At 48.3% G+C, this 26497-nt stretch carries 26 protein-coding genes; 17 read left to right on the top strand and 9 right to left on the bottom strand.

Annotated elements, in window-relative coordinates; all coding sequences use genetic code 11:
• Nucleotides 1-86: 86 nt before the first annotated feature.
• Both ACQKD4_RS00565 and ACQKD4_RS00560 read right to left on the bottom strand, forming a co-directional pair.
• A complete protein-coding gene (locus ACQKD4_RS00565; protein WP_427372108.1) occupies nucleotides 87-287 on the bottom strand; it encodes a hypothetical protein in 201 nt (66 codons plus the stop codon).
• The gene (locus ACQKD4_RS00560) at nucleotides 284-517 is read right to left on the bottom strand and encodes a hypothetical protein (RefSeq protein ID WP_214694870.1); all 234 of its coding nucleotides are present in this window, start codon (nucleotides 515-517) and stop codon (nucleotides 284-286) included. Before ACQKD4_RS00560 ends, ACQKD4_RS00565 begins: the two co-directional genes overlap by 4 nt.
• Nucleotides 518-645: 128 nt before the next feature.
• Between ACQKD4_RS00560 and ACQKD4_RS00555 the strand changes: the two genes are divergently transcribed.
• Both ACQKD4_RS00555 and ACQKD4_RS00550 read left to right on the top strand, forming a co-directional pair.
• On the top strand, nucleotides 646-861 hold the full coding sequence (locus ACQKD4_RS00555; protein WP_214694872.1) for a zinc-ribbon domain-containing protein: 216 nt from the start codon (nucleotides 646-648) through the stop codon (nucleotides 859-861).
• 155 nt (nucleotides 862-1016) lie between these two features.
• A complete protein-coding gene (locus ACQKD4_RS00550) occupies nucleotides 1017-1322 on the top strand; it encodes an RNA polymerase sigma factor (protein WP_427372107.1) in 306 nt (101 codons plus the stop codon).
• On the opposite strand, the gene ACQKD4_RS00545 is transcribed toward ACQKD4_RS00550, so the two are convergent.
• Nucleotides 1268-2068, bottom strand: a complete 801-nt coding sequence (locus ACQKD4_RS00545) for an HAD family hydrolase (protein ID WP_427372106.1) — start codon at nucleotides 2066-2068, stop codon at nucleotides 1268-1270. The genes ACQKD4_RS00550 and ACQKD4_RS00545 overlap by 55 nt on opposite strands.
• Before the next feature lie 398 nt (nucleotides 2069-2466).
• Here ACQKD4_RS00545 and ACQKD4_RS00540 point away from each other — a divergent pair, with 398 nt between their 5' ends.
• From ACQKD4_RS00540 to ACQKD4_RS00525, 4 genes are all read left to right on the top strand, one after another.
• Complete coding sequence (locus ACQKD4_RS00540) at nucleotides 2467-3027, top strand: RNA polymerase sigma factor (protein ID WP_214694878.1); 561 nt, start codon at nucleotides 2467-2469, stop codon at nucleotides 3025-3027.
• Entirely contained in the window at nucleotides 3024-3746 is a 723-nt protein-coding gene (locus ACQKD4_RS00535; protein WP_427372105.1) for an anti-sigma factor, read from the top strand. Before ACQKD4_RS00540 ends, ACQKD4_RS00535 begins: the two co-directional genes overlap by 4 nt.
• 64 nt (nucleotides 3747-3810) lie before the next feature.
• On the top strand, nucleotides 3811-4716 hold the full coding sequence (locus tag ACQKD4_RS00530) for a Gfo/Idh/MocA family protein (protein WP_427372104.1): 906 nt from the start codon (nucleotides 3811-3813) through the stop codon (nucleotides 4714-4716).
• A gap of 13 nt (nucleotides 4717-4729) precedes the next feature.
• Entirely contained in the window at nucleotides 4730-4921 is a 192-nt protein-coding gene (locus ACQKD4_RS00525) for a hypothetical protein (protein ID WP_427372103.1), read from the top strand.
• Nucleotides 4922-4964: 43 nt separating this feature from the next.
• On the opposite strand, the gene ACQKD4_RS00520 is transcribed toward ACQKD4_RS00525, so the two are convergent.
• Complete coding sequence (locus ACQKD4_RS00520) at nucleotides 4965-5864, bottom strand: DMT family transporter (RefSeq protein ID WP_427372102.1); 900 nt, start codon at nucleotides 5862-5864, stop codon at nucleotides 4965-4967.
• Between the two features lie 325 nt (nucleotides 5865-6189).
• Between ACQKD4_RS00520 and abc-f the strand changes: the two genes are divergently transcribed.
• On the top strand, nucleotides 6190-8034 hold the full coding sequence (abc-f, locus tag ACQKD4_RS00515) for a ribosomal protection-like ABC-F family protein (RefSeq protein WP_427372101.1): 1845 nt from the start codon (nucleotides 6190-6192) through the stop codon (nucleotides 8032-8034).
• Nucleotides 8035-8051: 17 nt separating this feature from the next.
• Here the strand turns inward: abc-f and ACQKD4_RS00510 are convergent, their stop codons facing one another.
• Complete coding sequence (locus tag ACQKD4_RS00510; RefSeq protein ID WP_427372100.1) at nucleotides 8052-8216, bottom strand: hypothetical protein; 165 nt, start codon at nucleotides 8214-8216, stop codon at nucleotides 8052-8054.
• A 567-nt stretch (nucleotides 8217-8783) separates the two neighbouring features.
• Nucleotides 8784-9632, bottom strand: coding sequence for a Cof-type HAD-IIB family hydrolase (locus ACQKD4_RS00505; protein ID WP_427372099.1), 849 nt, complete (start codon nucleotides 9630-9632; stop codon nucleotides 8784-8786).
• A gap of 133 nt (nucleotides 9633-9765) precedes the next feature.
• Between ACQKD4_RS00505 and ACQKD4_RS00500 the strand changes: the two genes are divergently transcribed.
• From ACQKD4_RS00500 to ACQKD4_RS00475, 6 genes are all read left to right on the top strand, one after another.
• Nucleotides 9766-11280 carry a glycine betaine uptake BCCT transporter gene (locus ACQKD4_RS00500; RefSeq protein ID WP_214816290.1) on the top strand — a complete coding sequence of 505 codons (1515 nt, stop codon included), beginning with the start codon at nucleotides 9766-9768 and terminating at the stop codon, nucleotides 11278-11280.
• A gap of 144 nt (nucleotides 11281-11424) precedes the next feature.
• Complete coding sequence (gene kynU, locus ACQKD4_RS00495; RefSeq protein ID WP_427372098.1) at nucleotides 11425-12699, top strand: kynureninase; 1275 nt, start codon at nucleotides 11425-11427, stop codon at nucleotides 12697-12699.
• Nucleotides 12700-12711: 12 nt separating this feature from the next.
• Entirely contained in the window at nucleotides 12712-13551 is an 840-nt protein-coding gene (kynA, locus tag ACQKD4_RS00490) for a tryptophan 2,3-dioxygenase (protein WP_427372097.1), read from the top strand.
• A 15-nt stretch (nucleotides 13552-13566) separates the two neighbouring features.
• Nucleotides 13567-14190, top strand: coding sequence for an arylformamidase (gene kynB, locus ACQKD4_RS00485; RefSeq protein WP_427372096.1), 624 nt, complete (start codon nucleotides 13567-13569; stop codon nucleotides 14188-14190).
• A gap of 100 nt (nucleotides 14191-14290) precedes the next feature.
• The gene (locus ACQKD4_RS00480) at nucleotides 14291-18706 is read left to right on the top strand and encodes a hypothetical protein (protein WP_427372095.1); all 4416 of its coding nucleotides are present in this window, start codon (nucleotides 14291-14293) and stop codon (nucleotides 18704-18706) included.
• Nucleotides 18707-18712: 6 nt separating this feature from the next.
• Nucleotides 18713-18997, top strand: coding sequence for a hypothetical protein (locus ACQKD4_RS00475; RefSeq protein WP_427372094.1), 285 nt, complete (start codon nucleotides 18713-18715; stop codon nucleotides 18995-18997).
• Nucleotides 18998-19052: 55 nt separating this feature from the next.
• On the opposite strand, the gene ACQKD4_RS00470 is transcribed toward ACQKD4_RS00475, so the two are convergent.
• Nucleotides 19053-20210, bottom strand: a complete 1158-nt coding sequence (locus ACQKD4_RS00470; protein ID WP_427372093.1) for a glycosyltransferase — start codon at nucleotides 20208-20210, stop codon at nucleotides 19053-19055.
• Between the two features lie 46 nt (nucleotides 20211-20256).
• On the opposite strand from ACQKD4_RS00470, the gene ACQKD4_RS00465 reads away from it, so the two are divergent.
• From ACQKD4_RS00465 to ACQKD4_RS00455, 3 genes are read left to right on the top strand one after another with little or no spacing between them, the layout of a single operon-like run.
• Nucleotides 20257-21441: a lipopolysaccharide biosynthesis protein gene (locus ACQKD4_RS00465; protein ID WP_427372092.1), complete on the top strand. Its 1185-nt coding sequence runs from the start codon at nucleotides 20257-20259 to the stop codon at nucleotides 21439-21441.
• Nucleotides 21441-22580, top strand: a complete 1140-nt coding sequence (locus ACQKD4_RS00460) for a glycosyltransferase family 4 protein (RefSeq protein ID WP_427372091.1) — start codon at nucleotides 21441-21443, stop codon at nucleotides 22578-22580. Before ACQKD4_RS00465 ends, ACQKD4_RS00460 begins: the two co-directional genes overlap by 1 nt.
• Nucleotides 22577-23470, top strand: coding sequence for a glycosyltransferase family 2 protein (locus ACQKD4_RS00455; RefSeq protein ID WP_427372090.1), 894 nt, complete (start codon nucleotides 22577-22579; stop codon nucleotides 23468-23470). The genes ACQKD4_RS00460 and ACQKD4_RS00455 overlap by 4 nt, the downstream gene beginning before the upstream one ends.
• On the opposite strand, the gene ACQKD4_RS00450 is transcribed toward ACQKD4_RS00455, so the two are convergent.
• Nucleotides 23424-24026, bottom strand: coding sequence for a response regulator (locus tag ACQKD4_RS00450; RefSeq protein WP_214694920.1), 603 nt, complete (start codon nucleotides 24024-24026; stop codon nucleotides 23424-23426). The genes ACQKD4_RS00455 and ACQKD4_RS00450 overlap by 47 nt on opposite strands.
• Nucleotides 24027-24069: 43 nt before the next feature.
• Between ACQKD4_RS00450 and ACQKD4_RS00445 the strand changes: the two genes are divergently transcribed.
• Nucleotides 24070-25407, top strand: a complete 1338-nt coding sequence (locus ACQKD4_RS00445; protein WP_427372089.1) for a sugar phosphate nucleotidyltransferase — start codon at nucleotides 24070-24072, stop codon at nucleotides 25405-25407.
• On the opposite strand, the gene manA is transcribed toward ACQKD4_RS00445, so the two are convergent.
• Nucleotides 25328-26368 carry a mannose-6-phosphate isomerase, class I gene (manA, locus tag ACQKD4_RS00440; protein WP_427372088.1) on the bottom strand — a complete coding sequence of 347 codons (1041 nt, stop codon included), beginning with the start codon at nucleotides 26366-26368 and terminating at the stop codon, nucleotides 25328-25330. The two genes, ACQKD4_RS00445 and manA, sit on opposite strands and share 80 nt — an antisense overlap.
• Nucleotides 26369-26497: the final 129 nt, after the last annotated feature.

Genomic DNA, 26497 nt, shown 5'->3' with positions numbered 1-26497 from the left:
TTTAACGGCAATTGAGATGACAAATATATTACTTCCCGTTTTCAATGAAAAGCAATCACTTCACGAAAAAAACCTAGACGTTTCATTCACGTACTAGGTTTCTCTTCCTTAAATGCTAGATGATATTTGGTTAACTCGTTTTGTAGGACGTGGATGGCATTTGGTCCAACGCCATGCCAACTCTCTACTTCACGACGCGTGTAGAGAGACAAGTCATCTAAGGAATCGACTCCTTTTGACGTCAAAGCTCTTTTGGCTGGTGCAGCTAATTTCGGTAAGGCAATCATCCGATCTCCACCTTCCGCTTTCTAAATCGTTCGTTGATGGGAAGACAGGCAAGAACTTGTTCGATTCGAAATGTTCGTCTGGCCCGTTTATTCAAATCCCACGCCACGACATGTTCTCCCTGCACTTTCATCAATTTGACCCGCCGCTTCGAAAACACTCCATGTCGATCCACATATACCATTTCTGTGACCAGACCCGAACGCATCCATCGTAACAATTCTTCTCTCATCCTGTTTTCCCCTCCTTTTATTTAGTATAAGTATACAGAACATTTGTTCTCATTTCTATTGATAAGCTGTTCGCATATGTAAATTTCGATTATGATGGAAGAAATTTAACAGGAAAGGAAAGAAGACGATGACCTACGTTTTATTACTCGTTTTAGCGGCCTTTTTATTCGGCGCGATGATTTTCGCCGCACTAGCATTACCCAACCTTCGCAACATTTTATTCAATCGCGGCACCCTGTTCAATCAACAGAGTGAGACCGTCACTTGTCCGAAGTGCAAAACGTCATTTAAACGCGCGCCGGGAGATGCGCAGACGTGTCCGAATTGTTATCACACGTTTTGAATCGTTGAGGGGTATTGCATATTCGACCGCTATTTTTCATATTCCTTGGTTTGAATGAGAGCAAATGAGTGAAAGAACAGAAAGGATGCTTTATTTAAGTAAAGTTCCTTGTTTTTTCACTGTTGAACCTTCATTCCATACGAAAGGAGTTGCATATGCTTCCTACACTCGACGAGCGCCTAATCGATCAAATTCGTTTAAAAAATCGACAAGCCCTAGAACATTTATATGCCCGTTATGAAAACTTACTCTATCGATACGCGCTTCATTTAAATAACCGCCCTGCAACTGCAGAAGCGGCTTTGACTGATTTATTTTGTCGTGTCTGGCAACAACGTCTCAAATTCGAACCTCATACAGAAACCGTTCGTGCAACCCTGATCCGTTCTTTAGAACACATCATTCATCAGATGAACGAAGAAACATCCGCCTCGAGCACTTCTAAAATACCTTCCGCATAAGGTTTTTTTGTCACCTTTGAATGTAACCGCTTCGCCTGTTCGGTCGCGTTGTTCACCAAGTATCCGTTCCCCACATGTGCCAACATGTTCAGGTCATTCCCGCTGTCTCCAAAAGCATATGTATCTTCTCGTACAAAAGAAGAAGTGGCACATACATATTCAATACTTGAGACTTTCCCGGCATGGATCGGGTAAAAATCGATATCAAATGCATCAGCCGGATCACCTGCGTTCGGATTACATTGACTGATATTGACGGCGATGCCAGCTGAATCTGTCAGCATCCGAAGCGTTTCTCTCCATGAACCGACTTGGTCGCGGGCATAGTAGCTTCGAATCCAAGGACTCATCCCATTCCCCGGCTGTTCATCTAATTGAATACGCATCTGTCCAGTCTGTGACACGATGCGTTCCACACGTGATACAAAATCGCTCGGAAATAGTTCTTGATAGACCTCGTCCTCAACGAACGTTCCGTCCGTCTCGATTTGATATAATTCTGTGCCGAGACTCGAGGCGATGCGATGTGGCCAAAAGCGAAGATTCGCCCGTTTTACTTTTTCATGTAATGACGCCAGAGAGCTTCCCGTCACCCACATTGTCGAAAATTTGGAGGAATGTCGCTCTAGAAAATCTTCAAGACGACGCACGGATGCCAATTGAGCTGGCGTACATGCATGAGGAAAATAAGTCTCATCAAAGTCAAAACAAATGAGTATGTTTCCTTCATTCGTAAATCGCTTCATCGTATCGTCTCCTTATCGTTTTCTCTTTCTCCTATAGTACAATGAAACAGAGGAGGCATCTTATGATTCAACGTATCTTTCAAGTATATTGCCAAGTGAGTAGCCTGATTACAGGATTTTTCATTGTTTTCGCTTTTCTACTCGGCATTCGATCCTATTTCTTTTGGATAACGGTCAGTTCTCCCTTGATTGCTATCGGATTGATGCTCGTGACAGCGGTAGGACTGAGCGCCATCACCTATACCTTTTCAGAGAAATTACGATTGTTCATTTATACGAGACTTCCAGACCAATCATCAACATGTTCAATAAATCGTCACACAAAATAGTCATCCATTTTTCTATTTTGTCCGTTAGATCAATACAAGGGACATCCCTTCTGCGCAAAGGAGTATGTTATGACTGACTTAGAATTATACGAGCGTGTCCGACAAAAGGACAAAGAAGCGCTCGAAATATTGTATGATCGGTATGAGCGAATTTTATACGCCTTTGTTCTACAGCTGACAAAGGATCGCGATTTAGCCGAAGAAGCCATGCAAGAAGTATTTATCAAGTTGTGGCGCGGCGGTGGCGTCTATGATGACTCGAAAGGCAAATTCAGGTCTTGGCTCTTTACGATGAGCCGCCACGTGGCCATCGACTTGATTCGAAAGCGTAAACCTGATTTACAATTAGATGAATCTTACGCCGAGGCTATCCCTTCTGACTCACCATCCGTTGAAAAAGAAGTGGAATGGCAAGAAGAACGCGCTCAAATCGAGACGGCCATGGCGACACTGCCGGCCGAACAACAGCAAGTCGTCCGACTCATGTACTTCCAAGGGTTAAGTCAGCAAAAGATCGCTGACGCGTGTGGCATCCCGCTTGGTACAGTGAAAGGAAGGATTCGACTAGCGCTGAAGCAACTGAGGAAACAGTTATCCCATGAATTCATCGGAAAGGAGGTAGAACAATGAACGCATGCGACCAATTGATTGACTATTTCAACCAACATTTATCGGAAGATGAACGAGAGAAATTCGAACAACACTTAGCATCGTGTAAAGATTGTCAAGAAGAGCTCGAGCAACTCGAAGCACTTGTCGGTGGCGTCGCGTTCTTGTCTACTCCGATTGAACCACCCCGAGGCATGAAAGCACGTGTCCTCGATCGTGTATTCGAAGAAGAAGACAACGAACCCGTCACATCGTCCGTGACATCCGAATCCACTCCACCCGTCACACCGTTCAAACAGAAACGAGAACGGAAAGTACCTGTTTGGGGAGTGGTTGCGCTCGCGGCGGCGCTCCTGCTCTCTTTGATCGGAAACGGGTATCTGCTTACCAATCAATCCGATTCACCCGGCATCGCATTGACTGAAACCATTCCACTTGAAGGTGAATCCGAAGGGACTGCTTATCTCGCAGAACAAGATGGTACGACGCAATTGATCGTCCAAACGAACGGCTTAGGCTCACTCGACGACAATGAAGTGTACCAAGTGTGGCTGTTAAAAGATAATGCCCCAATCCCGACTGGTGCCTTCGTCACAGACGATAAGGGTAACGGGACGGTCATCTATACGCTTGACTCGGATGAAGTCGACGTCGACTGGGATACGGTCGCCGTCACAAAAGAACCGAATCGTGGCAACGAGACGCCACAAGGCGAAATGGTCTTAAGTGCCAGCCTTTAATCCTTCAACCGGACACAAATACTGTCCGGTTTTTTTGTTATGATGGACCAAAGGAGTGAATGGGATGCAAAAACCTAAAATCGGGATCGTCGGACTCGGAAACATTGCCCAAAAAGCGTATGTACCAATCCTTGCGAACCATCCCCTCATTGATGTAGCCGGTGCATTTTCTCCGAACACATCGAAGCGGGAAAAGATTTGCCAAACGTATCGGATGACCTCGTTCGACACGTTAGAGGACCTCGCCTCATCGGTTGATGCGGCATTCGTACATAGCTCGACTGAAACCCATTATGACGTCGTCGCGTATTTACTAGAACGCGGGGTCGATGTTTACGTGGATAAGCCTCTCGCCGCAACATTGGATGAGGCGGAACAACTCGTCGAACTAGCCGAGCGACTCGGCCGCAAATTGATGGTCGGGTTCAATCGACGCTTTGCCCCGATGTATAGACGTCTTAAACAAGAATCACCCTCACATATGATTGATGTGGTGAAACATCGGGAGAACGATGTCGGTCCACAGGATGCGATGTTCACCCTACTCGACGATTATTTGCATGTCGTTGATACGTTACGCTTCCTCGCTGGAAACGAGCTTCGACTCGTCTCGGGTCAACTCGAGGTCAATGACAAGCAAGAACTTCGCTTCGCCCGTCATGTGTGGCAAGACGAGCATGGGATGCATACGACATCGATGCATCGCTCGTCCGGAGCGAACCATGAGCACGTCTCCATCGTCCGTGACGGAGAGCGACTATCCGTTGACGAGATGGTCACGCTACATCGCTTCAAAGATGGACAACATGAAATAGAAACGTTCGGATCGTGGGACCCGACACTCACCCAACGTGGTTTCCAAGAGGCGATTGACCACTTCATTTCAGCGCTCATCGATGATACACCCATTCAAACAGACGGTCGTGCTGCGCTTGAGACACAGCGACTTGTCACAAAATGTTTCGAGTAAAGGAGGGAAACACATGGATTTCTTTTTCTACGTCATGGTCATGGTAATCGTCGTTTCGTCGGTCGGTGCCAATACGATTATCAAAACGAGAGAAGCTCGTGTCGAAGAACGTCGCCTGAAAATCGAAGAAGAGAAACTCGCCATTCAACGTCTTGAACTTGAAATGAAACGCGAACAAGATAAGCTCGAGCATCATGGATTTTAATAAAAGCGGTCGCCCTCTAAACATGAGGGCGACCGTTTTGTCGTCAAAGATTTCGTTCTGAAATGGGCAATTGTTGTCGCCGTTCTGCGAGCGTCGACCACGTCACGGCCGTCATGATACAACCGGCACCGATAAAGAAATTCAGATGAAGCGTCTCATTCAAGACGAGCCACCCGAGCGTCCCTCCGACCAAAGGCTGGAAGAAGAAAAAGAGTGACCCGACACTCGCATCCATCAACTCAAGTCCTTTGTTCCAAAAGAAGAACGCCCCTGCCGTCGACACGACACCGATATATAGGACACTGAGCCAAAGAACACCATTCAATTCCGGAAAGCCGTTTTGCATGACCTCCATACTCATCAAAGGGGTCATCAACAACCAGGCGACTCCAATCGCAAACGTCGTCAGTGTCAACGTCGATAAAGTCTGCGTCCCGATTTTCACGTAGATGGACATGAGCGCCCACGTCACGGCGGCTAATACGAGTATAAAACTACCTAAACGATACGTCCCTTCCCCTTCCCAACCGACCACAATGAGAACACCCACCGTCGCCAGTCCGAGCGCCCCGATTTTGACTGGGGTCAATCGTTCCTTCAACAAAATTCGAGCGAATAAGACCATGAACGCCGGCGTCGCTGCGGTCACGAGCGAACCCGTATGCGCATCCGATAGCTTCGTCCCGATAAATTGAAACGAAATCGAGGCGACATACCCGATCACACCGACGAGTCCAATCCATTTCCAATCTTTCCGCCGAATCGATTCCCGTCCAAACCGAAGCCAGACAATGAATAACACGGTAAATGCGACCGCATACCGTAACCAGACGAATGTGAACGGTTCGATATAAGCGAGCGCATACTTACTGACCACATACATTCCGCCCCATATACTCGCCGCAAGTGTCAAACTGAGTGCTCCTAGCCATTCTTTCCTCATGCTCTCTCCTCCTCAATGGCGACTATATACGACGTCCTTGTGTCCATTTCCTTTATTTTCATTGTCAGTCTCAAGAAAAACGCTTACAATCAAGACATAGATGAATGAAAGGAGGGAGAAAGGTGAAATTTGTCGGACGTACGCATTGGACAACTGAACATTTGTACATTTTGCGTGCGATTTTTCACGATGTCGCTTAATCAAGGGACCCGTCTGTCCTTTTTTAGACATTGCTGAATATACGACAAAGCGCCTCTCTCTCTAAACCGAGCGCTTCTTTGCGCTCGGTTTTTTTGATAGGCCCTGATCTCAGGAGGAACCTATTATGTTAATCGATTTACAACACATTCAAAAACAATACGGTGGTCACGCCGTTCTCACAGATGCGAATTTAATGATCAATGAACGCGAACGAGTTGGGCTCGTCGGTCGGAACGGCAGCGGTAAAACAACACTGTTACGCATGATCGTCGGCTCTGAAGAGCATGACGCCGGAACGATTTACCGTCGGCAGCGACTCTCTATCGGCTATTTGGTTCAACTTCCCGACTATCCCGGAAACAGTGGACGCGATGTCCTTCAGACCGCCTTCGAGGAAGTCCTTCGCCTTCGCGAGAAGATGTCTCGCCTCGAGGAAGAGATGTCGACGACTGAACAGCTTGAACGTCTTCTCGAAACATACGGGACGGTCCAAGCGCAATTCGAACATGCGGGCGGCTACGTCTACGAGTCAAAAATCAGTGCGATGATTGACGGGTTGAAGCTGACCTCATTCGTGGACCAACCGTTCGATACGTTGAGCGGCGGGGAACGTACAAAAATCGGTCTCGCCTTGGCGCTTCTTCAAGAGCCAGAGCTACTCATTTTGGATGAACCGACGAACCATTTGGATTTAGAAGCGATGACGTGGCTCGAATCCTATTTACAGGATTACGATTCAGCGCTCCTGATTGTGTCCCATGACCGTGTCTTCTTGGATGCGGTCGCCACGCGAATCGTCGAGTGTGAAGACGGCGAGTTGACGAGTTATCCCGGAAACTATACCGATTTCGTCGCTCAAAAAGAAAAACAATTGCTCGATCAGTTCCATGCCTATACCGAGCAACAAAAGAAGATTAAAAAGATGAAAGAAACGATTCGGCAGTTACGGCAATGGGCCAACGAAGGCCATCCACCGAATGAAAAGTTCTATCGTCGCGCCAAATCGATGGAAAAGGCTCTCGAACGAATCGAGCGGATCAAGAAACCACAACTCGAAGCCGACCAACCGAACATGCACTTCACGACGAACGGACGAACGGGACGTGACGTCTTCGAAGTGAGTGACGTGACACTTGCCTATGATCGTCCTCTATTTGAAGACGTGCATTTTTACACGGGGCATGGAGAACGCGTCGCCATCGTCGGACCGAACGGGAGCGGGAAGTCTTCGCTGTTGAAGATATTGCTCGGTCAAGTCGTGCCGCAAGCCGGAACCGTAAAGCGAGCTGACCAAGCCAAAATCGGTTATCTATCACAACACATCACCTTCGATGAGTCGCATCGGTTGATTGAAGCGTTCCGAGACCGAATCGCGGTCGATGAAGGAAAAGCGAGACATCTCCTTGCTCAGTTTTTGTTCTACGGACCGAGTGTGTTCAAACCTGTCTCAAATTTAAGCGGCGGTGAGAAGATGCGCCTCATGCTTGCGATTCTCGTTCATGAAGAAATCAATGTCCTCGTCTTAGACGAGCCGACAAACCACCTTGATATCGAATCGAGAGAGGCACTTGAAGAAGCGCTCGAATGTTTCCCTGGAACGGTCGTTACCGTCTCCCATGACCGCTACTTCTTAAATAAATTGTTCCCCATCACGTATTGGCTCGACGGGACGATGACGCGGTTTGAAGGTAATGTCGCTTATGCCCTCGACAAACGTGGACAGGAATCGAAAGAGGAACCTAAAACGGAACACGTGAAACCATCGAAATCGGTGAAGCAGACGAAATTCGCACCATCTACGATTGACGAGGAAGCTCACCTGACCCGATTAGAGGCAGAACATCAGGCACTGTTCCAACGAATGAATGAATTGGATGACCTCGATGAATTGATGGTGCTACAACAACAAGTTGATGCACTGCAAATAGAAATCGATGACGTGATGACACGTTTACTCGAATCCCTATAAAGAGAAGCGGCACCCCATCAAGGGCGCCGCTTCTTTTGCTCAAATCGAGTCTGTATGAGATAGGCGATGACCGCGATGGCCATCAACCCAATCGGGAGTATACGGTAAAGACCTTCCGTCGTTCCCGTGGTCAAAAGAATCATTCCACTCAGGAACGTCCCAAACCAATATAGCTTTGGCATATGATCCCTCCATCGGTTGCATTCATCCAATAGGATACCACAAGAAAAGCGCCCTCACTCGGCGCTTTTCTTGATTCTCTAGTCCCCGGACTTTCATCCAACCAAGCCCCGCTCGATTGACCGTCCCATCTATGATTTGGTTCGACTAGAGATGTCCAAGCCAGCGTGACGCATCATTCGAATCGGTTCATTGTCCATCGGTTCACCAATTGTTTTTCATGACATAACATGAAATCGAACAGGTGACTCGTAGACATTTGGATTGAATGGGCACGATAGACTTGGCACCTATGCTGTCCACAACTGACGGGAATCATGTGGAATTCCTTATACAAACAGTCTGTCTGGTATGCTTGCTCGGATGGCAAGCAGAGGCCGACGCATCATCGTTTGGAATACACGATTCACGCTCACATGGACTTTCCCATCCGCTTTCTGCGATTAGCTACAGGTGACGAAAGTGCCTCCCCGTTCCCCGACTCATTTCAGAAAGTGAATGGTTACATGTATACAATATCCGTTTTAAGTGGGATTCAATCCTCGTTCACGATTTCTCCATAATCTGATTTATACATAATGCGTCAGCGCGTAAGCGACCCCGTCCTCTTCCACATCTTTGGTAATATGCGTGCTCAAATCTTTTAGCGGGTCCACAGCATTTCCCATCGCAATCCTTGTCTCTGCCACTTCAAACATCGACACGTCATTCAAATTGTCTCCAATGGCAACGACATCACCCATTGGAATCTGATAATGCTCCGCTAGTTGTTTTAGCGCCGCTCCTTTACTCGCATGAGGATGTCCAATCTCAATTTTCGTCCAACCCGCTGTTGTAATCAAAATGTCGTTCCGTGGTTCATAAACTTTGCGCAAGCGGTGTAGCTTTTGGCGATCGAACGAGTAGACAAACACCTTGTACACTTCATCTCGTGCAAAGTCGATGTCTGCCATCGAGTCCATGTACGTCAGACCAAACTGTTCATTTTGAATTTCAATCTCACGTTCTGCCCATTCACGAGTGAACGATTGATCGTGCGGCAACACTTCATCGAGTTCCCGCTTCAATAAGTCGCTTCCCGAACGAAGCACCTTCACTCCCGCATTCGTATAAAATTCGACGTACGCATCGTCCGCTTTTGCGATTTCCCACAGTTCATTTACGATTGTCTGGTCCATCGCATGATAGTAAATTCGCTCGTTCTCATAAAAGCCAATTGCTCCGTTACCTGACAAAATCGGACAGACGAGGTCACTTCGCTTCAACAGTTCGTCGATATCATGAATCGAACGTCCTGAACAGATGGCGACGATATCACCATTTTCTTGTCGACGACGAATCGCCTCCTGGTTCGCCTCTGTAATCACACCCGTGCGCGACAACAGCGTCCCGTCTAAATCAATCGCAATCAATTTCATAGCATTCCCTCCTCTTTGTTTCTTTTCCCGATTCAACTCCACAAAACACGATTAAACGCGCTTCCTGTTTGCAATGTGGAGATTAGGGAACGGTTTATTAGGGCTAAATAATATTTTTTGAAAGGAGACATCTATGAAAGATTCTACACAAAAGCCACGTTTGAATCGCGTCTTTTACATTTCAGCAAGTTTAATCGCCTTACTCGTTCTATTCGGAGCCATCGCTCCAACCACGTTTGCTTCGATCGCAGGATCCATTTTCAACTTTACGACTCGCTCGTTCGGTTGGTTCTATTTACTATCCGTCTTCTTGTTTGTGCTCTTTTTAATCTTTTTAGCGTTCAGTAAATATGGAAAAATCCGTCTCGGAAAAGATGACGATCGTCCACAATATCCGTTCTTCACCTGGATCGGCATGTTATTCTCCGCTGGATTCGGTGTCGGACTCGTCTTTTGGGGTGTTGCCGAGCCGATGAGTCATTTCTTCACGCCACCGTACGCGGATACGGAAGCACTGACGGTTGAGGGAGCACGTCTTGCGATGGCTTATTCGTTCTTCCATTGGGGTGTCAGTCAATGGTCCGTCTTTGCGATTGTCGGACTGATCATCGCCTACTTCCAGTTCCGTCGTAATGCGGATGGACTCATCTCGACCAGCCTCTCACCGCTTATCAAAGAACGACCATACAAACAACCGTTGAACCAGACGATCGATATTTTAGCGGTCATCGCCACTGTCATGGGTGTCGCGACGTCACTTGGTTTAGGTGTTCTTCAAATCAACGGTGGCCTAAACAGTGTGTTCGGGCTCCCAAACACCGCTTGGATGCAAGTCGCCATCATCGTCGTCTTGACCGCGCTCTTTTTAACATCGACGACGACTGGGCTCGATCGTGGCATCAAATGGTTGAGTAATATCAATTTAGGGACCGCCCTCGTCTTGATGGTCTTTGTCTTCTTTGCCGGTCCTACCATCTTCATTTTAGAAACCCTCACCCTTGGCTTAGGTGACTACTTACAAAATTTCATTCGTTATAGTCTTCGGTTACAACCGTATCAGCAAGGGACGTGGGTCCGAGATTGGACGATCTTTTACTGGGCGTGGGCCATCGCTTGGTCACCGTTCGTTGGAGCGTTCGTCGCACGTGTCTCACGAGGACGCACCATTCGCGAGTTCATCGTCGGCGTCCTCATCGTTCCTCCGTTCATCGCACTCTTATGGATTGCTGTATTTGGAGGCACAGCCCTCCATTTAGATTTATTCGAAGGGACTTCCATCGCCGAAGCTGTCAATGCAGACGTGACGAGCGCATTGTTTGTGACGTTTGCCGAGCTTCCGTTCAGTTTCATTCTTTCAGTGTTGTCGATTCTCTTGATTTTGACGTTCTTGATCACATCGGCCGATTCTGCTACCTATATCATCAGTAGTATGACGACAAACGGTAGCTTGAATCCTCCCCTCCCCGTTCGAATCGCCTGGGGTGTTTTGTTAGGAGGAATCGCCGCCGTTCTATTGATTGCGAGTGGGTTGGAAGGACTTCAAACCGCATCGTTGATTTCCGCCTTGCCGTTCACTATCATCCTTTTGTTGATGGTCTTCACACTATTCAAGCTACTCCGACAAGAGAATGTACGAAAAATAAAATAAGCTACACTTCTAAGCGCTCAAGATCACGTTTGAGCGTTTTTTAGTTTGAGTCGTCGACACCTCGTTGTTTATTGACTTCCTTATGTCCGATTGCTACGATTTTGACAACGTACACAGCAACAGCATGAAGGGGGAAATGGGGACATGAACGATTTTACACGTGCCTACGCACAACAACTAGACAAACAAGACCCGCTCGCATCGTATCGGGAAGAATTTTATTTACCGGAAGACGGGATTTATATGGATGGGAATTCACTCGGTCTCTTATCGAAACGAGCCGAGCGCACACTCCTTGAATCGCTTGCGGACTGGAAAGAGCTCGGGATTGACGGCTGGATGTCCGGGCGTCACCCTTGGTTCAACTTGTCCGAAGAATTGGCCGCATTGAACGCACCGCTCATCGGAGGAAAGCCGGAAGAAGTGATGGTCACCGGTTCGACAACGGTGAACTTACATCAACTCGTCGCTTCTTTCTTTAAACCAAAAGGCAAACGTACGAAAATTTTGGCAGACGCCCTCACGTTTCCATCTGATATCTACGCTTTGAAGAGTCAGCTCGAACTACGTGGACTCGACCCTTCGGAGCATCTCGTTCAAGTCGAAAGTCCGGACGGGCGCATCTTAGTAGAAGACGATTTGATTGCCGCGATGACCGACGAGATCGCCCTCATCGTATTGCCGACCGTCCTCTATCGGAGCGGTCAGATTTTAGACATGCCGCGTCTGGCGAAAGCGGCGCACGAACGTGGCATTTTAATCGGGTTTGATGCTTGTCATTCCGTCGGTGCCATCCCTCACGACTTCCACGACTGGGGTGTCGATTTCGCTTACTGGTGCAACTACAAACATTTGAACGGTGGTCCGGGAACGGTCGGCGGCTTATTCGTACATGAACGTCACTTCGGCACGACACCAGGACTCGCTGGATGGTTCGGTTCACGCAAAGACAAGCAGTTCGATATGGACCATACGATGACACCGGCTGAACATGCCGGCGCGTTCCAAATCGGGACGCCACACGTCATGAGCCTCGCTCCCCAACTTGGAGCCCTCGAGATGTTTAACGAGGTCGGGATGGAAGCGATTCGTCAAAAATCACTCGCCCTCACGACATATATGATGGAATTGATTGAAGACATGCTCGCACCACACGGGTTCTTCATCGGAAGCCCGACAGACACACGTCAACGCGGTGCCCATTTAAGTCTCGAGCACCCTGAAGCGGCACGCATCTGTAAAGCATTGAAAAAACATCACATCATCCCTGACTTCCGGGCACCGAACATCATCCGTCTCGCACCGGTCGCATTATATAACACGTTTACCGACGTGTATGACGTGATCGTGACGTTAAAGAAAATCATGGATGACAAAGAATATGAGGCGTTCGAGAACGTCCGCGAAGTGGTCGCATAAGGGGGAATTGTCATGAGTGAACGTATGGAACATAAAGTGGAAAAAACGATTCAAACCGACTTCTCGAAAGACATGTCGTACGGGGACTATCTCCAGCTCGATCCGATTTTATCGAGCCAGCATCGCCTTTCCGACCATCATGATGAGATGCTCTTTATCATCATCCATCAGACGAGCGAGTTATGGATGAAACTCATCTTGCATGAATTGACGGCAGCCACGACGGCCATCACGAACGGAGAGCTCGAGCGCTCATTTAAGATGCTCGCTCGCGTTTCGAAGATTCAGCAGCAACTTATCCAGTCATGGGGCGTCCTCGCGACATTGACACCGGCCGAGTATTTAGAGTTCCGAGACCAACTCGGCTCTTCATCTGGTTTTCAGTCTTACCAAAACCGACAGATTGAATTCGCGCTCGGCTTCAAAAACGCACGGACACTCAGCGTCTATGCGCATGATGTAAAACTGTATCCGCTTCTCGAAGGCTCGCTTCAAGCACCTAGCATTTATGACGTGACCGTCCGTGAGATGCATCGCCGTGGTCTTCCGATTGATGCGAGCGTGCTCGAACGAGATGTCACGCAGGACTGGGAATGGAACGAGAGTGTCGAGAAGGCATGGGTCGAGGTCTATCGCGATGTCGACACGTATTGGGATTTGTATGAGCTCGGTGAAAAACTACTCGATATCGGGAGCCAGCAACAGATGTGGCGCTTCAACCATATGAGTACCGTAGAACGCATCATCGGACAGAAGATGGGAACAGGCGGCTCGTCTGGCGTGAACTACTTGCGCCGCGTGCTCGATCATCGTTTCTTCCCAGAGCTTTGGACGGTCCGAACATCATTATAAGAGGAGCTGAACGAAATGACATGGATTGATGTATCCCAACCGCTTCATGCCGATGTGACGACATGGCCGGGAGACACGAAGTTTTCGTACGAGATCGCTTGGCCGATGGCGCAGAGCGGTTCGGTCAATGTCGGGAAAGTGACGATGAGTCTACACGTCGGGACACATATCGATGCCCCGTTTCACTTTGACGACCACGGGAAGCGCGTCATCGATCTCGACCCTTCCCTCTATATTGGTCCGGCACGCGTCATTCATATGCCGCATAAGTCAAAAATTGAAGCGTCTGACTTGGACGGTCATGACTTGACCGGGGTCGAACGCCTCATTTTGAAGACGGATGGTTGGCCAGATAAGAGCGTCTTCCCAGAGACGATTCCTGAACTGACACCGTCTCTTGCCGATCGTCTCGGAGAACTTGGGATTTTCTTGATCGGGCTCGACTTGCCGTCCGTTGATGCGATTGACAGTAAAGAAATGGATGCCCATCATGCGTTAGCACGAAATGGTGTCCATATATTAGAAGGGCTCGTCCTAGACGACATTTTGCCGGGAGAGTATGACTTGAACGCCGTCCCGCTCCCGATTGTCGAAGGTGACGGAAGCCCCGTTCGTGCACTGCTTCGCCCCATGTCGTAAAGAGATAGCCGGAATCGGCTGTCTCTTTTTTGATTAGACAGGGATAGTCCAACCTTTGGCGAAATAGATGACATACGTGATGAAAGGAGGCAGATCGGATTTGCAACGCATCTTATCTACACTACGAAACGGTCTGCATACGTACCGTTACGACCTCATCGCCTTGACGATTATGTTGTCATGTATCCTCGCCTATGCGTACCCACTCTTTTCGTCGGGGATGGTCGTCTTTAGTGATATCGCATTCGGTCTATCGTCCGACCGTTATATCGAAGAGATTTTTGGTGCCTGGAATGAACGATGGAGCACGACAACATTGTTGAATGTGCCTCGACTCGTCTTCATCGCACCACTGTATGGATTAAGTTTATTGTTCGGTGCATCTGGACCATTCTTAATCAAATCATTCATCTTGACGTTGCTCATCGTTTCGGCACTCAGCATGTATGCGCTCGTCAAACGACTTCACTCGATTTATATCACGAAACACTTTCAGTTGATGACACTCATGACGTTCACGCTTGCCGGGCTCTTTTACGCGTTGAACCCGTGGATCATCACACGCATTCAACATATTTATCTCCTGTGCGGCTATGCGCTGTTCCCGTTCGCACTTCTACTCTTCTTTAACTTGTTCGACCCGAAATTCCGACGTCAGTTGGATCCAGACTTTTCGTTCAACAAACGACTCTCACCGAGAATCTGGATTGATGCCATCGGGTTGTCCGTTGTGTTCATGTTCATGTCTGCCGGAATCCATTACTTTTTCTTCTCAGCCATTTATATGGGCATCATGCTCGGACTGATCGTGCTCAAAACGCTTTGGACCGAACGGAAGACGCTATCGTTCAAATCGTATTTCTTCTACTACGTTCGCCTGATCACAGCGGTCGGGTTCGTGTTCATCTTGTTCAACGGCTACTGGTTCTTTATGTATGTCGGTTCCATCTTGTTCGGGGCCCAGGCGTCCCAACATAATATTAACGTCACCGAGACGTTGATGCTGTTCAGTCGAAACTCGTCGATTGAGAATGTGCTCTATACCATCAGTTATTGGTGGCCGATGTTCGACTTGCATACACTTCCACTGACGTTTTGGGTGGCCGGTGGAATCTTGCTCTTCTTCATCGGAATCGGTCTTCTCGGAAGCTACAAACGACCGATTCACCTGTTCTTCGGCTTACTCGGCATCGGTTTGATCATCTTTGCGACTGGAACGTATGAATGGATCGCGACGGCGTTCGTCGCGCTCGTCACGTACACACCCTTGATCGGTCCGATGTTCCGCGACCCGAATAAGCTCGTCGGTCTATTGATTGTCAGTTACAGCTTGCTGCTCTCTCTCGGTATCGGGATTGTTGATGCCAGACAATCTAAAGCGATACCACGTCCGCTTTATCGCGGTATCCTTTTTATCGGTAGTTTTGTCGCGTTGACGCTCTTTATTTATCCGTATCGCACCGTGTATATGGAGGGTTTTTATAAACCAATCGACGTTCCTGAAGAATACGCGACCGTACAACAAGAAATCGATGGGAAGTGGCTACAGTTCCCCGTTGCCGATGAGATGACCCAGCCGATCACCGGGGTGGCGACACCGAGATGGAACGAAAATCCCGCACTCGGCGAGACGGTCAAACCGACCGGGGACTTCCACGTGTACAGTTCGCTTGAAAATACGGTGTTCCATCATGAAGGGTCGACGCCTGCGATTCGTTATCTGTTTTCACTCTTACAATACTTGCTCGATACAGGACGTTCAGACGAGGCGAGTAACTTGATTAAAGTGTTCGGTGTCGACCAGTTCGCATATCGGGATGAATATTTAGGGATGGAAGAGCGACAGCAGTTCAACTTAGAGGTACTCGCCTCGCAACGTGATTTACTGCGGACGAAGCAAGTCGGTCTATTCACTTTATTCGATGTCGTCGCACCGCTCACCGACCGGACCGTCCCACAGCTTATCGTAACGCCTTACGGAATCGACCGTTCCATCACATATGGAACGATTCCTGAATATGAGCAAGGGAAGCAATCGATTTTATTCACGACACAGCGACATAGTGACGATTTTGATTGGATTCGTTCAGGTGATGCGATTGAGATGATCGAACAAAAAGACATGCTGCTCAGTCAGGTCCCCGATGACTATTACTGGAAGCCGTTTGAGGCAATCGATTCCGCCAACCCGTTCCTCACATGGGGCAAGACCCTTTTCGCGAACAGTGACTGGCGTTGGTATCAACAAACGCAAGGTGTGAAAGATCCTGCATTCGATCTTGATTTCGGAGACGGTGTCGGACTTTCCTTCGCTTCTGCCCGAATCGATGCCCCCCCTTACGAGCTCGATGATTTGTCGACGAAACAAGTCGCATCGTTCAATTCGATGCTTGAGGATGAAACGTTCTTCAAAGCCGATAACCCGGACATCGTCGACCTGTCACCTAACCCGTTGTCTTCAACGAACGACTTGCCACTGCTTCAAGCGGAAGTCGCCAAAGGAGATCCAAACTACATTTGGCAAGTCGCGAAGTCCGGTCTCTTACCAGCACTCCCGAATAACGCGTATCGGTTCGATATTGTCGCATCGGGTCGAGGGGTCGACCGTTTGCACGTGAAAGTACGCTTCTTCGATGCATCCGGTGAAGAAATCGACCAGACTTATGTCGTCGCTCCGAGAGATTCCGGGAATTTAGACGGGATTCACCTTCGCGGAGAATACGTGACGCCACGGGCTGCCGAGACGATGCGCATCGACTTATTGAGTTATCAAAGACCAGAACGAAAGACGTACTGGTGGATTCACGATGTTCAAATCGAGAGCTTCGAATCACATATGGTACCGAACATGTTCTCCATTACGAAAGAGACACCTCCGGGCCGCTATATCGGGTTCGCGCGTGTCTTGATGAATCAAAGTGGCGGACAGCTTGACGTCACGATCAATGATGACGATCAAATCGTCGAAACAACCCGACAAACGGGGGCACGGCTCGAGTGGGTGCCGCTCGGAATACACGATGTCGATACGAATGAAACGACCATCACTGTCGAGAATACGGTCGGTTTCAATGCCATTCAAAACATCGTCTTCTTACCAGAGGAAGAATGGAAGACGTTACAGCAGTCACTCCAAAACGTATTAGAACCAACGAACACCTTCATGGTTCTCGAAGGTGAACAAGATTTCGATTATAGCGGGACGATCCAGTCTGAGCGCAACTACCCGTCACTCAGTTTCGGGAAAGGCGTCTCACTCACATCCGGTACGTTGTCTCGTACAATCGATGTGGCGGAGCCTGGTGATTACCGTTTCCACATCAACCTGACACCTCCTGTTTCGACAGATGGGACGATTCGCTTACGCCTCTTGCAGGACGAAGAAGTCGTTCAAGAAGAGACGATCGGCGTCACGGCGATGCAGCAACTGCCTGATGTGAAAACGGATATCGGCACACAGACGGTCACGTATGACTCCTTGCGTCGTAACTTCCCATACCAACTTCAATCACTCGAAGATGTGCATCCGACATTGAAACGTTGGACACCGAATACATTCGAGATGGAGCCGGGATCATACACGCTCGAGTTGACCGTAGACAGTAACGTGCCGTCACGAATCGAGTTGGAGGATTTACGGAAGTTCGACCCGAACGAGATTGTCGTGACCGAACCACTCGCGACACCTGAAGCTGCCGCCACGTGTGCGACCTGTGTATCCATTACAGACGATATGTTCGAGTCAACGGTGGAAGATGACACGTTTATCGCATCATACGAACCGACCTGTTCTTGTGACTGGTATATTTTCGCATCAGAACAAATCGAGGCACTTCCCGACCGAGAATATTTGGTCGCTTTTGACGCGCGGAGCGAACAGATTCGAAATCGACATGTGAAGATGTACTATCTTGACGAGGAACGTCGCGTGATCGGGACCGACTTCATCAGCGAAGTGGAAGAATATCGGAAATCGACATGGAACCACTACGAGCAGATTTTGATTCCACCGAAGGGAACCGACTCGATGCAGCTTCATATTTGGGCACGTGGAAATGTTGAAAATGCAGGACGACTGGAGATGAAGAACTTGAACGTCGTCCGCTACGATCACCTTCTCCTGACCGACCAAGTGACCGTCGAGGAAGTGACAGAACGTCCGCTACTCACTACAACAGAAGCCGAATCTCTTGATGTGGCGCGAAGTGTCATGAAGCGGACAGTCTCTCACAAAGATTCACTCGGCCGCTTCACGTTAAACGACTCCCCATCTCCGTTGTTCGAGCTCTCGACCAGTGAAGGGGCACAGCGCGGTGAAGTCGCATTGAATGGCGTGACACAACTGTATATGTCTTCTGAAAGTGACGTACAGGTGAATGCCGTCTTACGTCTCGTCTACTTCGCGGGCATGACCCTTTTGTTACTCGCCACACCTGTCTCGTTCTTCTTCTATTGGAATGCGCGGCAGGAAGAGCCGCTCCTCCGACGAGTACGACAACGATTCAAGAAAGGGTGACGGCTCATGCTTCGGACTTTACTGCTCACGACTTTTTTGGGCTGCATGATGATTCTTAGCGCTTGTACGATGGGTGACGAAGACAGTGTGATTGAAGACAACACCCTATGGATTGCGCCATTTAATCAAGACCCTGAGGAACAGTATGTGCTACGGGAGGTGACACTTACTTCGTCGACGATTGTCGACGGGAAACCCAACCACCTCGATACACTGAACGTCGGAGATGTTATCACGATTGAATATACAGAGACGGACTCTTCGATTGCCGAATCGATTACACGCAAATGAGTGCAAATAAAGCCCACGTCCAATAAGAGACGTGGGCTTTATGCGTGATGTGCGTTTATCGTCTGGCCCGACTGACGGCCCGCTGTCGTCGTAAAAGAAGGGCCATCGTCTTGAGGAACGCAATCGAGTCTTTCACGAGATCGACGTGAGACCCTTCCCGCTCGATACAGGTCACCGGCTGCTGATAGACACGGAGACGCTCTTTTTTGGCGGCGTACATCATCTCTAAATCGATGGCAAATCCGCTCGTCGCGCTCAAATACGGAAGTAACCGTGGAATCGCCCGACGATTGATGATTTTAAGACCCGTCTGAGAATCCGACACACCTTCTGGTAGAAACGGTTTTGTGATGGTTCGTTTTGCAAAACTCACAAACTTTCGGACAAAGCTTCGGTCTTCAATCGTCAAATCTTTCGTCCCGATGACGATATCGTAATAGTCATTTTCCGCGATACTCAGCAGTTGAGCGATGTCATCGACTTTGAACGAATTGTCCGCATCAACGAACACATAATATTCGCTCGAGATATGCGTCATCCCTTCGATAAAGAGACCCGCTTTTTTCGTATTCTGCTTCAACTCATACATCTTTAAATAATCAATTTTGAACAACGTGTCCGTCGCGTTCATGACGATGTCCCGATACTCCTGTAACAAGTGTTTCGACTGATCGGAGGAGGCATCGTCCACAAAATAAATAGACCCGTGTAAATAGTTCCGTTCAATCATTTTGGTAAGGGATGTCAAAAAAGCATGAATGTGTGAAAATCGTTTCTCTTCATTGAAAATTGGTAATATAAAGGCTACAGTCCCTTTTTTGACGGCATATTCTGGATGGATAATATTTTGAATCTCAGCTAATAATTCATCTGTGTATTCTTCTCTATAATAAAATATTCTAAATATCCCATTCCCTAACAATTGTTTGAAGGGGAAGTTTCCTTTATGTCGAATAACGTCATCAACCCATAGAATCGAAGATTGAGGATGATACGACCGTAGTGCTGCCGCTACCTTCAATCCCGTTTCATAGTCAACATAATCAATCACATACACTTTAATCTGATCTTTCATGGCACGAATGTCTGGTGAAATTTTCGGTTCAGATGATGCGCCTGATTCAGAAATGATAAGTTCATAGTGCGGAATAGACGAGGCATACGGAATGTTTCGTTGTTGATCTGTAAAAATCACTACTTTACCTTTATCCATCACATTGTCCTCCTTTTAAGATTGACGAATTGAAAGAGGTGATTGTATGAAAGCTGTCATGAGTCGTTATTCGATTTTACTCATCTTTCCTGTTCTTGATGCGCTACTGAATATCATTAATTACTCGTATCACTTCTTCTTAGCACGAGGTTTGACCAGTCAAGACTATGGTCTTTTGAATGCTTATCTCGCCCTTCTCGGACTGTTACTCATTATCGGGAGCGCCGTCCAATGGATCGTCACCCGAAACTTGGGACAACAAATCGCGACCGACTATCGGTATATCGAACGGATTATCTTGCTCGTCGCGATGGGTTTATCCGGCGTACTCTTTATACTTATCCCATATATTCTTCCTTTATCTAGGATTAACCTCTTTTTACTTGCAGTTACAGTATTTTTCCATATCCTCGTGTCATTTCGGCGTGGGGTCTTGCAGGCAAATGAACGATTTTATGCCCTCACTCTTTCTTATTACGTTGAAGCGATTGTGAAAGTGGGGGTCACGTGGATTTTTCTCGAACAGCTTGATATTACGCTCGCTTTGATTGGGATTTTGATCGGCATGATTCTCACATATGGACTCAGTATATGGCAAACTCACTTCCCGGAAACGGCTGGTGACAAACAGTTCCATGGTTTGTTCCAACTCATCCATGTGCAGATTGTCATGACACTCTTCTTCTCGGTCGACAGCTTACTCGTCACCTTATTCTTTCCATCTTTAGTCGGAGATTATTCCGTCAGCCTACGCTTTAGTCAGCTCGTCTTGTTCGTCTGTCTGTCGATTTTCCAAGTCCTTTTGCCACGTCTGAGCCGGGCGGCCGAGACGGATTCATTCCTATCGTTTGAGCGCACCGTATTCCGATTATTATTGGCTGCTCTCGGAATCATCACCATCGTCTATTACTTGGTCATTCCATCAGTTGTACCGATCTTCTTTGGTCAAGGATATGACGAGGCAGGCTATTTCGTACGCTATATGATTTTCACCTATATCGGCATCATCATTGTGCAATATGAAGCGATGTTGCAATTCATCTTACGAAACAATCGGTACTTGCGTTGGTATTGGGCGCTACTCTTCGTCTTTCTCGTTGCCTTATTCCTATTCCGGCAATCGATGGAGGTGTGGCTATTCGCTCAAGCGGTCGTCTTACTCGGAGGGTCTCTACTCCTTCGTTTCCGCTTCCATTCTGAGCGACGCCAACAATTAAAGGAGGAATCGTGATGAAACCCACTTTATTATGTCTCTCTTGGCGAGACATCAAACATCCGAAAGCAGGAGGAGCCGAAGTATTCACGCATGAGATGTTGGCTTACGTGGCCCCTCGTTACAACATTATCCATCTGTCCCCTCATATCGAAGGACGTGAGGATGAGGAATGGATTGATGGCGTTCGGTATATTCGCTCCGGTACAGATATGACGAGCATCGTAGAGGCACGGCGCTACTACAAAGCAAACGAGGATGATATCGACCTCGTCCTCGACCAAATGAATACACACCATTACTTCTCACCATTCTATGTGCCGGCACACAAACGTGTTCTCTTCATCCATCAATTGACGCGTGAGATTTGGCGAATCAACCTACCGCCTCCCGTGTCATGGGTCGGGGCATGGACGGAAACGAGTCGTCTGCGTCTCTATCGGCAAAACGATGTCTTGACCGTCAGTCAGTCGACGGCAGATGACCTCGTCGCCGTCGGAATTCCTGAGTCTTATATCACGATTTTGCCGGAAGGACTCAACTTCACACCTTGGCCAGAAGAAGAATGGTTTGAGAAAGAAGAACATCCTACGTTCTTATACGTCGGGCGCATGTCCGCCTATAAAGGAATCAACGATGCCGTCAAAGCGTTCGTATCCATCAAGCGCGATTTCCCGACCGCACAACTGTGGATCATCGGGAAGAAGAACGAGGCATACATCGCCGAACAACTTGATCCGATCACGCCTGAGGATGTACGGTCAGATATTCATTACTTCGGATTCGTCAGTGAAGAAGAGAAACTCGAACGCATGAGTCGGGCGACAGCCCTCCTCTTTCCGTCCCGTCGTGAAGGATGGGGCTTGACCGTCAGCGAAGCCGCTGCTGTCGGGACGCCGACCATCGTGTACGATGCGCCGGGACTTCGGGACGCGGTTCAGTACGGAAAACTCGGATACATGACGATGGCACAGACCGCAGAGGCACTCGCGCTCGAGATGAGACGCTGTTTGAACGATCAAGATCATTATGAGGTCGTGCGACGTGATGCCCATGCATTTTCAAAAACACTGCAATGGAGTCGCACCGGCGCGGCATTTGAACAATGGTTGAATCAAAAGTTAGGAATCTTGATTCAGGAAGGGAGAACATCATGATTGGAATCGCGATGTCTACGTATTGCAACGAGGAAATCATTCGGGAAACGATTCAGTCCATCCAACAGCAAACGGCCGAGTTTGTCTGTGTGATCGCGGATGACGGCTCGACCGATCGAACCGTCGAGGTCATGCGAGAGTTGACTGTAGACGATGACCGCTTCATCATCCTCTCGCTCCCACATGGAGAGCGTGGAATCGCCCGTAAAGAGGCAATCGGTCGACTTCGTGAACTCCACGTCGATGTCTTGTATGTCATCGACTCGGACATGGTGTTGACCGAGGGACTGTTGACGAGTTGCCTGCTTTATCTTAAGCATCACGAAGAGGTCGGGGCGCTCGTCATCCCAGAAGAGGCGTATAGCACGTACACCAACTTTTTCTCCAAAGTAAAGGTGTTTGAACGGAATCTATTCCAAATCCCAGAAGAACGGATTGATGACCGCTCCATCGAGGCGGCACGGTTTTGGCGGATGAAAGCGTACGAGGCATCAGGCGGGATCAACCCTGCTCAAATCAGTTTTGAAGAGACGCAACCGACCATTCGTTACATCCAACAAGGCGGGATCATCCGTCGCGCCACCTTCACTGCGGTGAAACATAACGAGAAGGAAGTGACGCTCCAAAATCTGCTCGAGAAGAAGCGCTATTACTTCCAAGTGATGCCGCAAACGCTCGAGACAGAGGAAGGCGGCTTCCGAAAGGCACTCGCTCGCTGGTATTTCTTCAGACCGGTGCTCTATCATCCGTCCAACCTCAAAAAATATAGACGACACCCTGTATTAACATTAGGGGTCGCCTACATGTACCTTCGATTAACGATGATCGGAGTATCGCAACTCTTTACCCACAAGTTCGGGAAGAACGATCCCGTGACTGATACAAAATAAATTCTCCATATTGCGTCGGGATGACGAACCGTTTCAGCTCGCTCGTCTCCCCCGATTCGAACGGGACGACAAGATTTTCCGAGCTGACCAAGTCTCCGCTCTCATAAAACAGACAGTATGCCTGTCCAAGATCGTCTAGAAACTCCGTCAACATGTCTGCGACTCGATACTTATTCGTCTTCATGTTGACGGCTTCTTGACCGACATCTTTGATGACGCGAATCACATACTCATCGATTTTCATCGGTTTTGTCATGATGCGCTTGACGTTTCCATAATTGACGGCCGCGATTAACGTATGGGTATGCGTGTAATCCGTCAATACGATTTGATGAATGAGCGGGAATTTTTTCTTCACATACGATAACAGTTCGACCCCGTCCGTATGGGGGAGTCTTAATTCGGTGATGACGACATCGATGTCACTCGACTCTAAAATCTCAATCGCTTCCGTCGCTTCCGTCGCTTCAAAAATGAGTTCTCCTTCTTTCATCAACAGACGAGCCAACGTCTTGCGCGTATGCTCATGCGGTTCGACGAGTAAGTAATTTGCCATGTTGTGTACCTCCGAAATTTTAATCGAGAAAGGGTGTCACGAAATGAAACTACTCTTACTATCAGGTGGATCCGGAAAGCGTCTTTGGCCACTATCAAACGATATCAACTCGAAACAGTTCATTCGATTACTTGATGACGGTCAAGGTGCCAAACAATCGATGATTGAACGGGTCTTCTCCCAACTAAGTGACATGCAATTAGATCGAGATGCCTTTATTTTAACAAACGCGCTTCAACGCGATGCCATCGTTTATCAAATCGGGACCGACGCCAATATCATCACCGAACCGAGTCGTCGAGATACATTCCCTGCCATCGTGCTCGGTGCTAGTTATTTGAACGAACAACGTGTCGACCCGGATGAGACAGTACTCGTGATGCCGGTCGATGCTTATGTCGACCTTCGCTTCTTTGAATATTTCCCTCAAGTAGATGAAGCGGTACAAGCGAGTGACGATGCCTTACATCTGATTGGGGTCACGCCCCTCCACCCGACATCGAAATACGGATACATCGTCCCAGACGAAACGGCTCAAATCTCCTCCGTCCGGTTGTTCCAAGAAAAGCCGACCGTCGATGTGGCGGAACAGTTGATTGAACAAGGCGCATTATGGAACTGTGGAATCTTCGCTTGTAAGTTGCACTTGTTGCTCGATGAGCTTACGGAGCGAAACTTACCAACGACATATTCAGAACTCACGACCCGCTACGATGATTTAGAAAAAACGTCGTTCGACTATGCCGTCGTTGAACATGCGGAGTCCGTGTTCGTCCATCGTTACGATGGAGATTGGAAGGACCTAGGCACATGGAATACTTTGACCGAAGAAATGACGTCCACTACCCACGGTCAAGTCGAGTTGTTCGAGTCGACGAACACACATGTCATCAACGAGTTGAATCTTCCGTTGATTGGAATTGGACTCGAAGATCTCGTCGTCGCCGTCAACGCGGACGGGATTCTCGTCTCGACGAAAGATGCGACGCCACAGTTGAAAGATTATCTAGCCTCCTCTGATGACCATCCAAAGTTCAAATGGAAGCGCTGGGGACAATCCGAAGTGATTCATCACGAGACGCTTGCGGACGGTCATCACAGTGTGACGCGACGGATGCTCGTCCAGGCCGGGAAAGAACTCAGCTATCATTATCACGAAGCGACCGATACGATTTGGACGATGCTTCAAGGAACGGCGACCGTCACAATTGACGGACAATCGTTTGAGGCGAAGCCGACCGACGTCATCTCGATTCAACGCGGTGCGGCTCACACGCTCAAAGCTCACGAAGACGTCGTGTTCATCGAGGTTCAGTATTCAAACGATTGGACACTCGACGATGCTTGTCCTGTGCCGTCTCCACTTGATAAACAGTATTGACGCGATGCGTTGTTGGAACAGGGACTTCACTTGTGACGATTTCCACCTTCCCGGTGAACAAGTGAGGTCCTTTTCCTTTTGGAACGAAATAGTGCTCTCCTGCTCGGATGGCTTGGACGCCATCTTCACCTTGCACGAATCCTTCACCCGAAACGACCGAGATCAATCGGAACGTTTCCGATTGTTCTAAAATCGCGGGGGTGCCATTCACTTGGTGTCGCATGATTTTAAAAGATGGTTTTGAAATCAATTCGGTCGTCAACGCATCTTTTAAATCTGTCCGTACGAGTTCGTCTGTCCGACGATCCGGAATGTTCATCACTTCCACGGCTTTCTCGATATGAAGGTCACGAAGACGACCCGTGTCATCCACTCGATCAAAATCGTAAAGACGATATGTCCGGTCACTCGTCTGTTGAATTTCAAGCAACACGACACCCGGACCAAGAGCGTGAACGGTTCCGCTCGGGATGTAAATGAAGTCACCTTTTTTCACGGCTTGTGTCTTTAGACGAGTCGCCCATTCTTTTTGTTGCACACATGTATATACCTCTTGTTTCGTTCGGAACGTATGGCCGACGATAATCTCGGCATTCGGTTCTGCGTCTAACACGTACCAGCACTCTTCTTTCCCAAACTCTTCTTGTTCGAGACGTTGCGCCTGCTCATCGTTCGGATGAACCTGTACCGATAAATAAGCACGCGCGTCGAGTAGTTTGACGTGTAACGGAAACGTCGCAAATGGATACGGACCGAATAGTTCTAAACGGTGGGCATCCCATAAATCCGCGAGCGTCTGTCCTGCAAATGGTCCGTTCTCAAATGTGGTCATTCCGCTCGGATGTGCGGATGCAGCCCAACACTCGCCAATCTTCCCTTCCGGTAACGAAAGATAAAATAACGTTTCTAGCTGACGACCACCCCAAATACGTTCTTTAAACACCGGTTTGAGTTTATACATATGTGCTGCGTTTCTCAAAAAGAAGAAACGACTCCCCCTTCCTGTATTTTACCTAGATATACCCTGAAAAAGGGAGAAACTATCCAATTTATGAAGAGGGATATGTAAACATTCAAAAACCTCACGAGC

Source organism: Exiguobacterium sp. NPDC077395 (assembly GCF_050269125.1).
GTDB lineage: Bacteria > Bacillota > Bacilli > Exiguobacteriales > Exiguobacteriaceae > Exiguobacterium > Exiguobacterium aestuarii_A.
Note: the sequence above shows the minus strand (reverse complement) of the source record. Positions and strands in the feature narration are given on the sequence as shown.

Excerpts from the sequence above, each read along its gene's own strand:
- ACQKD4_RS00565 (WP_427372108.1), bottom strand. The coding sequence starts at position 287 with ATGATTGCCTTACCGAAATTAGCTGCACCAGCCAAAAGAGCTTTGACG.
- ACQKD4_RS00560 (WP_214694870.1), bottom strand. The coding sequence starts at position 517 with ATGAGAGAAGAATTGTTACGATGGATGCGTTCGGGTCTGGTCACAGAA.
- ACQKD4_RS00555 (WP_214694872.1), top strand. The coding sequence starts at position 646 with ATGACCTACGTTTTATTACTCGTTTTAGCGGCCTTTTTATTCGGCGCG.
- ACQKD4_RS00550 (WP_427372107.1), top strand. The coding sequence starts at position 1,017 with ATGCTTCCTACACTCGACGAGCGCCTAATCGATCAAATTCGTTTAAAA.
- ACQKD4_RS00545 (WP_427372106.1), bottom strand. The coding sequence starts at position 2,068 with ATGAAGCGATTTACGAATGAAGGAAACATACTCATTTGTTTTGACTTT.
- ACQKD4_RS00540 (WP_214694878.1), top strand. The coding sequence starts at position 2,467 with ATGACTGACTTAGAATTATACGAGCGTGTCCGACAAAAGGACAAAGAA.
- ACQKD4_RS00535 (WP_427372105.1), top strand. The coding sequence starts at position 3,024 with ATGAACGCATGCGACCAATTGATTGACTATTTCAACCAACATTTATCG.
- ACQKD4_RS00530 (WP_427372104.1), top strand. The coding sequence starts at position 3,811 with ATGCAAAAACCTAAAATCGGGATCGTCGGACTCGGAAACATTGCCCAA.
- ACQKD4_RS00525 (WP_427372103.1), top strand. The coding sequence starts at position 4,730 with ATGGATTTCTTTTTCTACGTCATGGTCATGGTAATCGTCGTTTCGTCG.
- ACQKD4_RS00520 (WP_427372102.1), bottom strand. The coding sequence starts at position 5,864 with ATGAGGAAAGAATGGCTAGGAGCACTCAGTTTGACACTTGCGGCGAGT.
- abc-f (WP_427372101.1), top strand. The coding sequence starts at position 6,190 with ATGTTAATCGATTTACAACACATTCAAAAACAATACGGTGGTCACGCC.
- ACQKD4_RS00510 (WP_427372100.1), bottom strand. The coding sequence starts at position 8,216 with ATGCCAAAGCTATATTGGTTTGGGACGTTCCTGAGTGGAATGATTCTT.
- ACQKD4_RS00505 (WP_427372099.1), bottom strand. The coding sequence starts at position 9,632 with ATGAAATTGATTGCGATTGATTTAGACGGGACGCTGTTGTCGCGCACG.
- ACQKD4_RS00500 (WP_214816290.1), top strand. The coding sequence starts at position 9,766 with ATGAAAGATTCTACACAAAAGCCACGTTTGAATCGCGTCTTTTACATT.
- kynU (WP_427372098.1), top strand. The coding sequence starts at position 11,425 with ATGAACGATTTTACACGTGCCTACGCACAACAACTAGACAAACAAGAC.
- kynA (WP_427372097.1), top strand. The coding sequence starts at position 12,712 with ATGAGTGAACGTATGGAACATAAAGTGGAAAAAACGATTCAAACCGAC.
- kynB (WP_427372096.1), top strand. The coding sequence starts at position 13,567 with ATGACATGGATTGATGTATCCCAACCGCTTCATGCCGATGTGACGACA.
- ACQKD4_RS00475 (WP_427372094.1), top strand. The coding sequence starts at position 18,713 with ATGCTTCGGACTTTACTGCTCACGACTTTTTTGGGCTGCATGATGATT.
- ACQKD4_RS00470 (WP_427372093.1), bottom strand. The coding sequence starts at position 20,210 with ATGGATAAAGGTAAAGTAGTGATTTTTACAGATCAACAACGAAACATT.
- ACQKD4_RS00465 (WP_427372092.1), top strand. The coding sequence starts at position 20,257 with ATGAAAGCTGTCATGAGTCGTTATTCGATTTTACTCATCTTTCCTGTT.
- ACQKD4_RS00460 (WP_427372091.1), top strand. The coding sequence starts at position 21,441 with ATGAAACCCACTTTATTATGTCTCTCTTGGCGAGACATCAAACATCCG.
- ACQKD4_RS00455 (WP_427372090.1), top strand. The coding sequence starts at position 22,577 with ATGATTGGAATCGCGATGTCTACGTATTGCAACGAGGAAATCATTCGG.
- ACQKD4_RS00450 (WP_214694920.1), bottom strand. The coding sequence starts at position 24,026 with ATGGCAAATTACTTACTCGTCGAACCGCATGAGCATACGCGCAAGACG.
- ACQKD4_RS00445 (WP_427372089.1), top strand. The coding sequence starts at position 24,070 with ATGAAACTACTCTTACTATCAGGTGGATCCGGAAAGCGTCTTTGGCCA.
- manA (WP_427372088.1), bottom strand. The coding sequence starts at position 26,368 with ATGTATAAACTCAAACCGGTGTTTAAAGAACGTATTTGGGGTGGTCGT.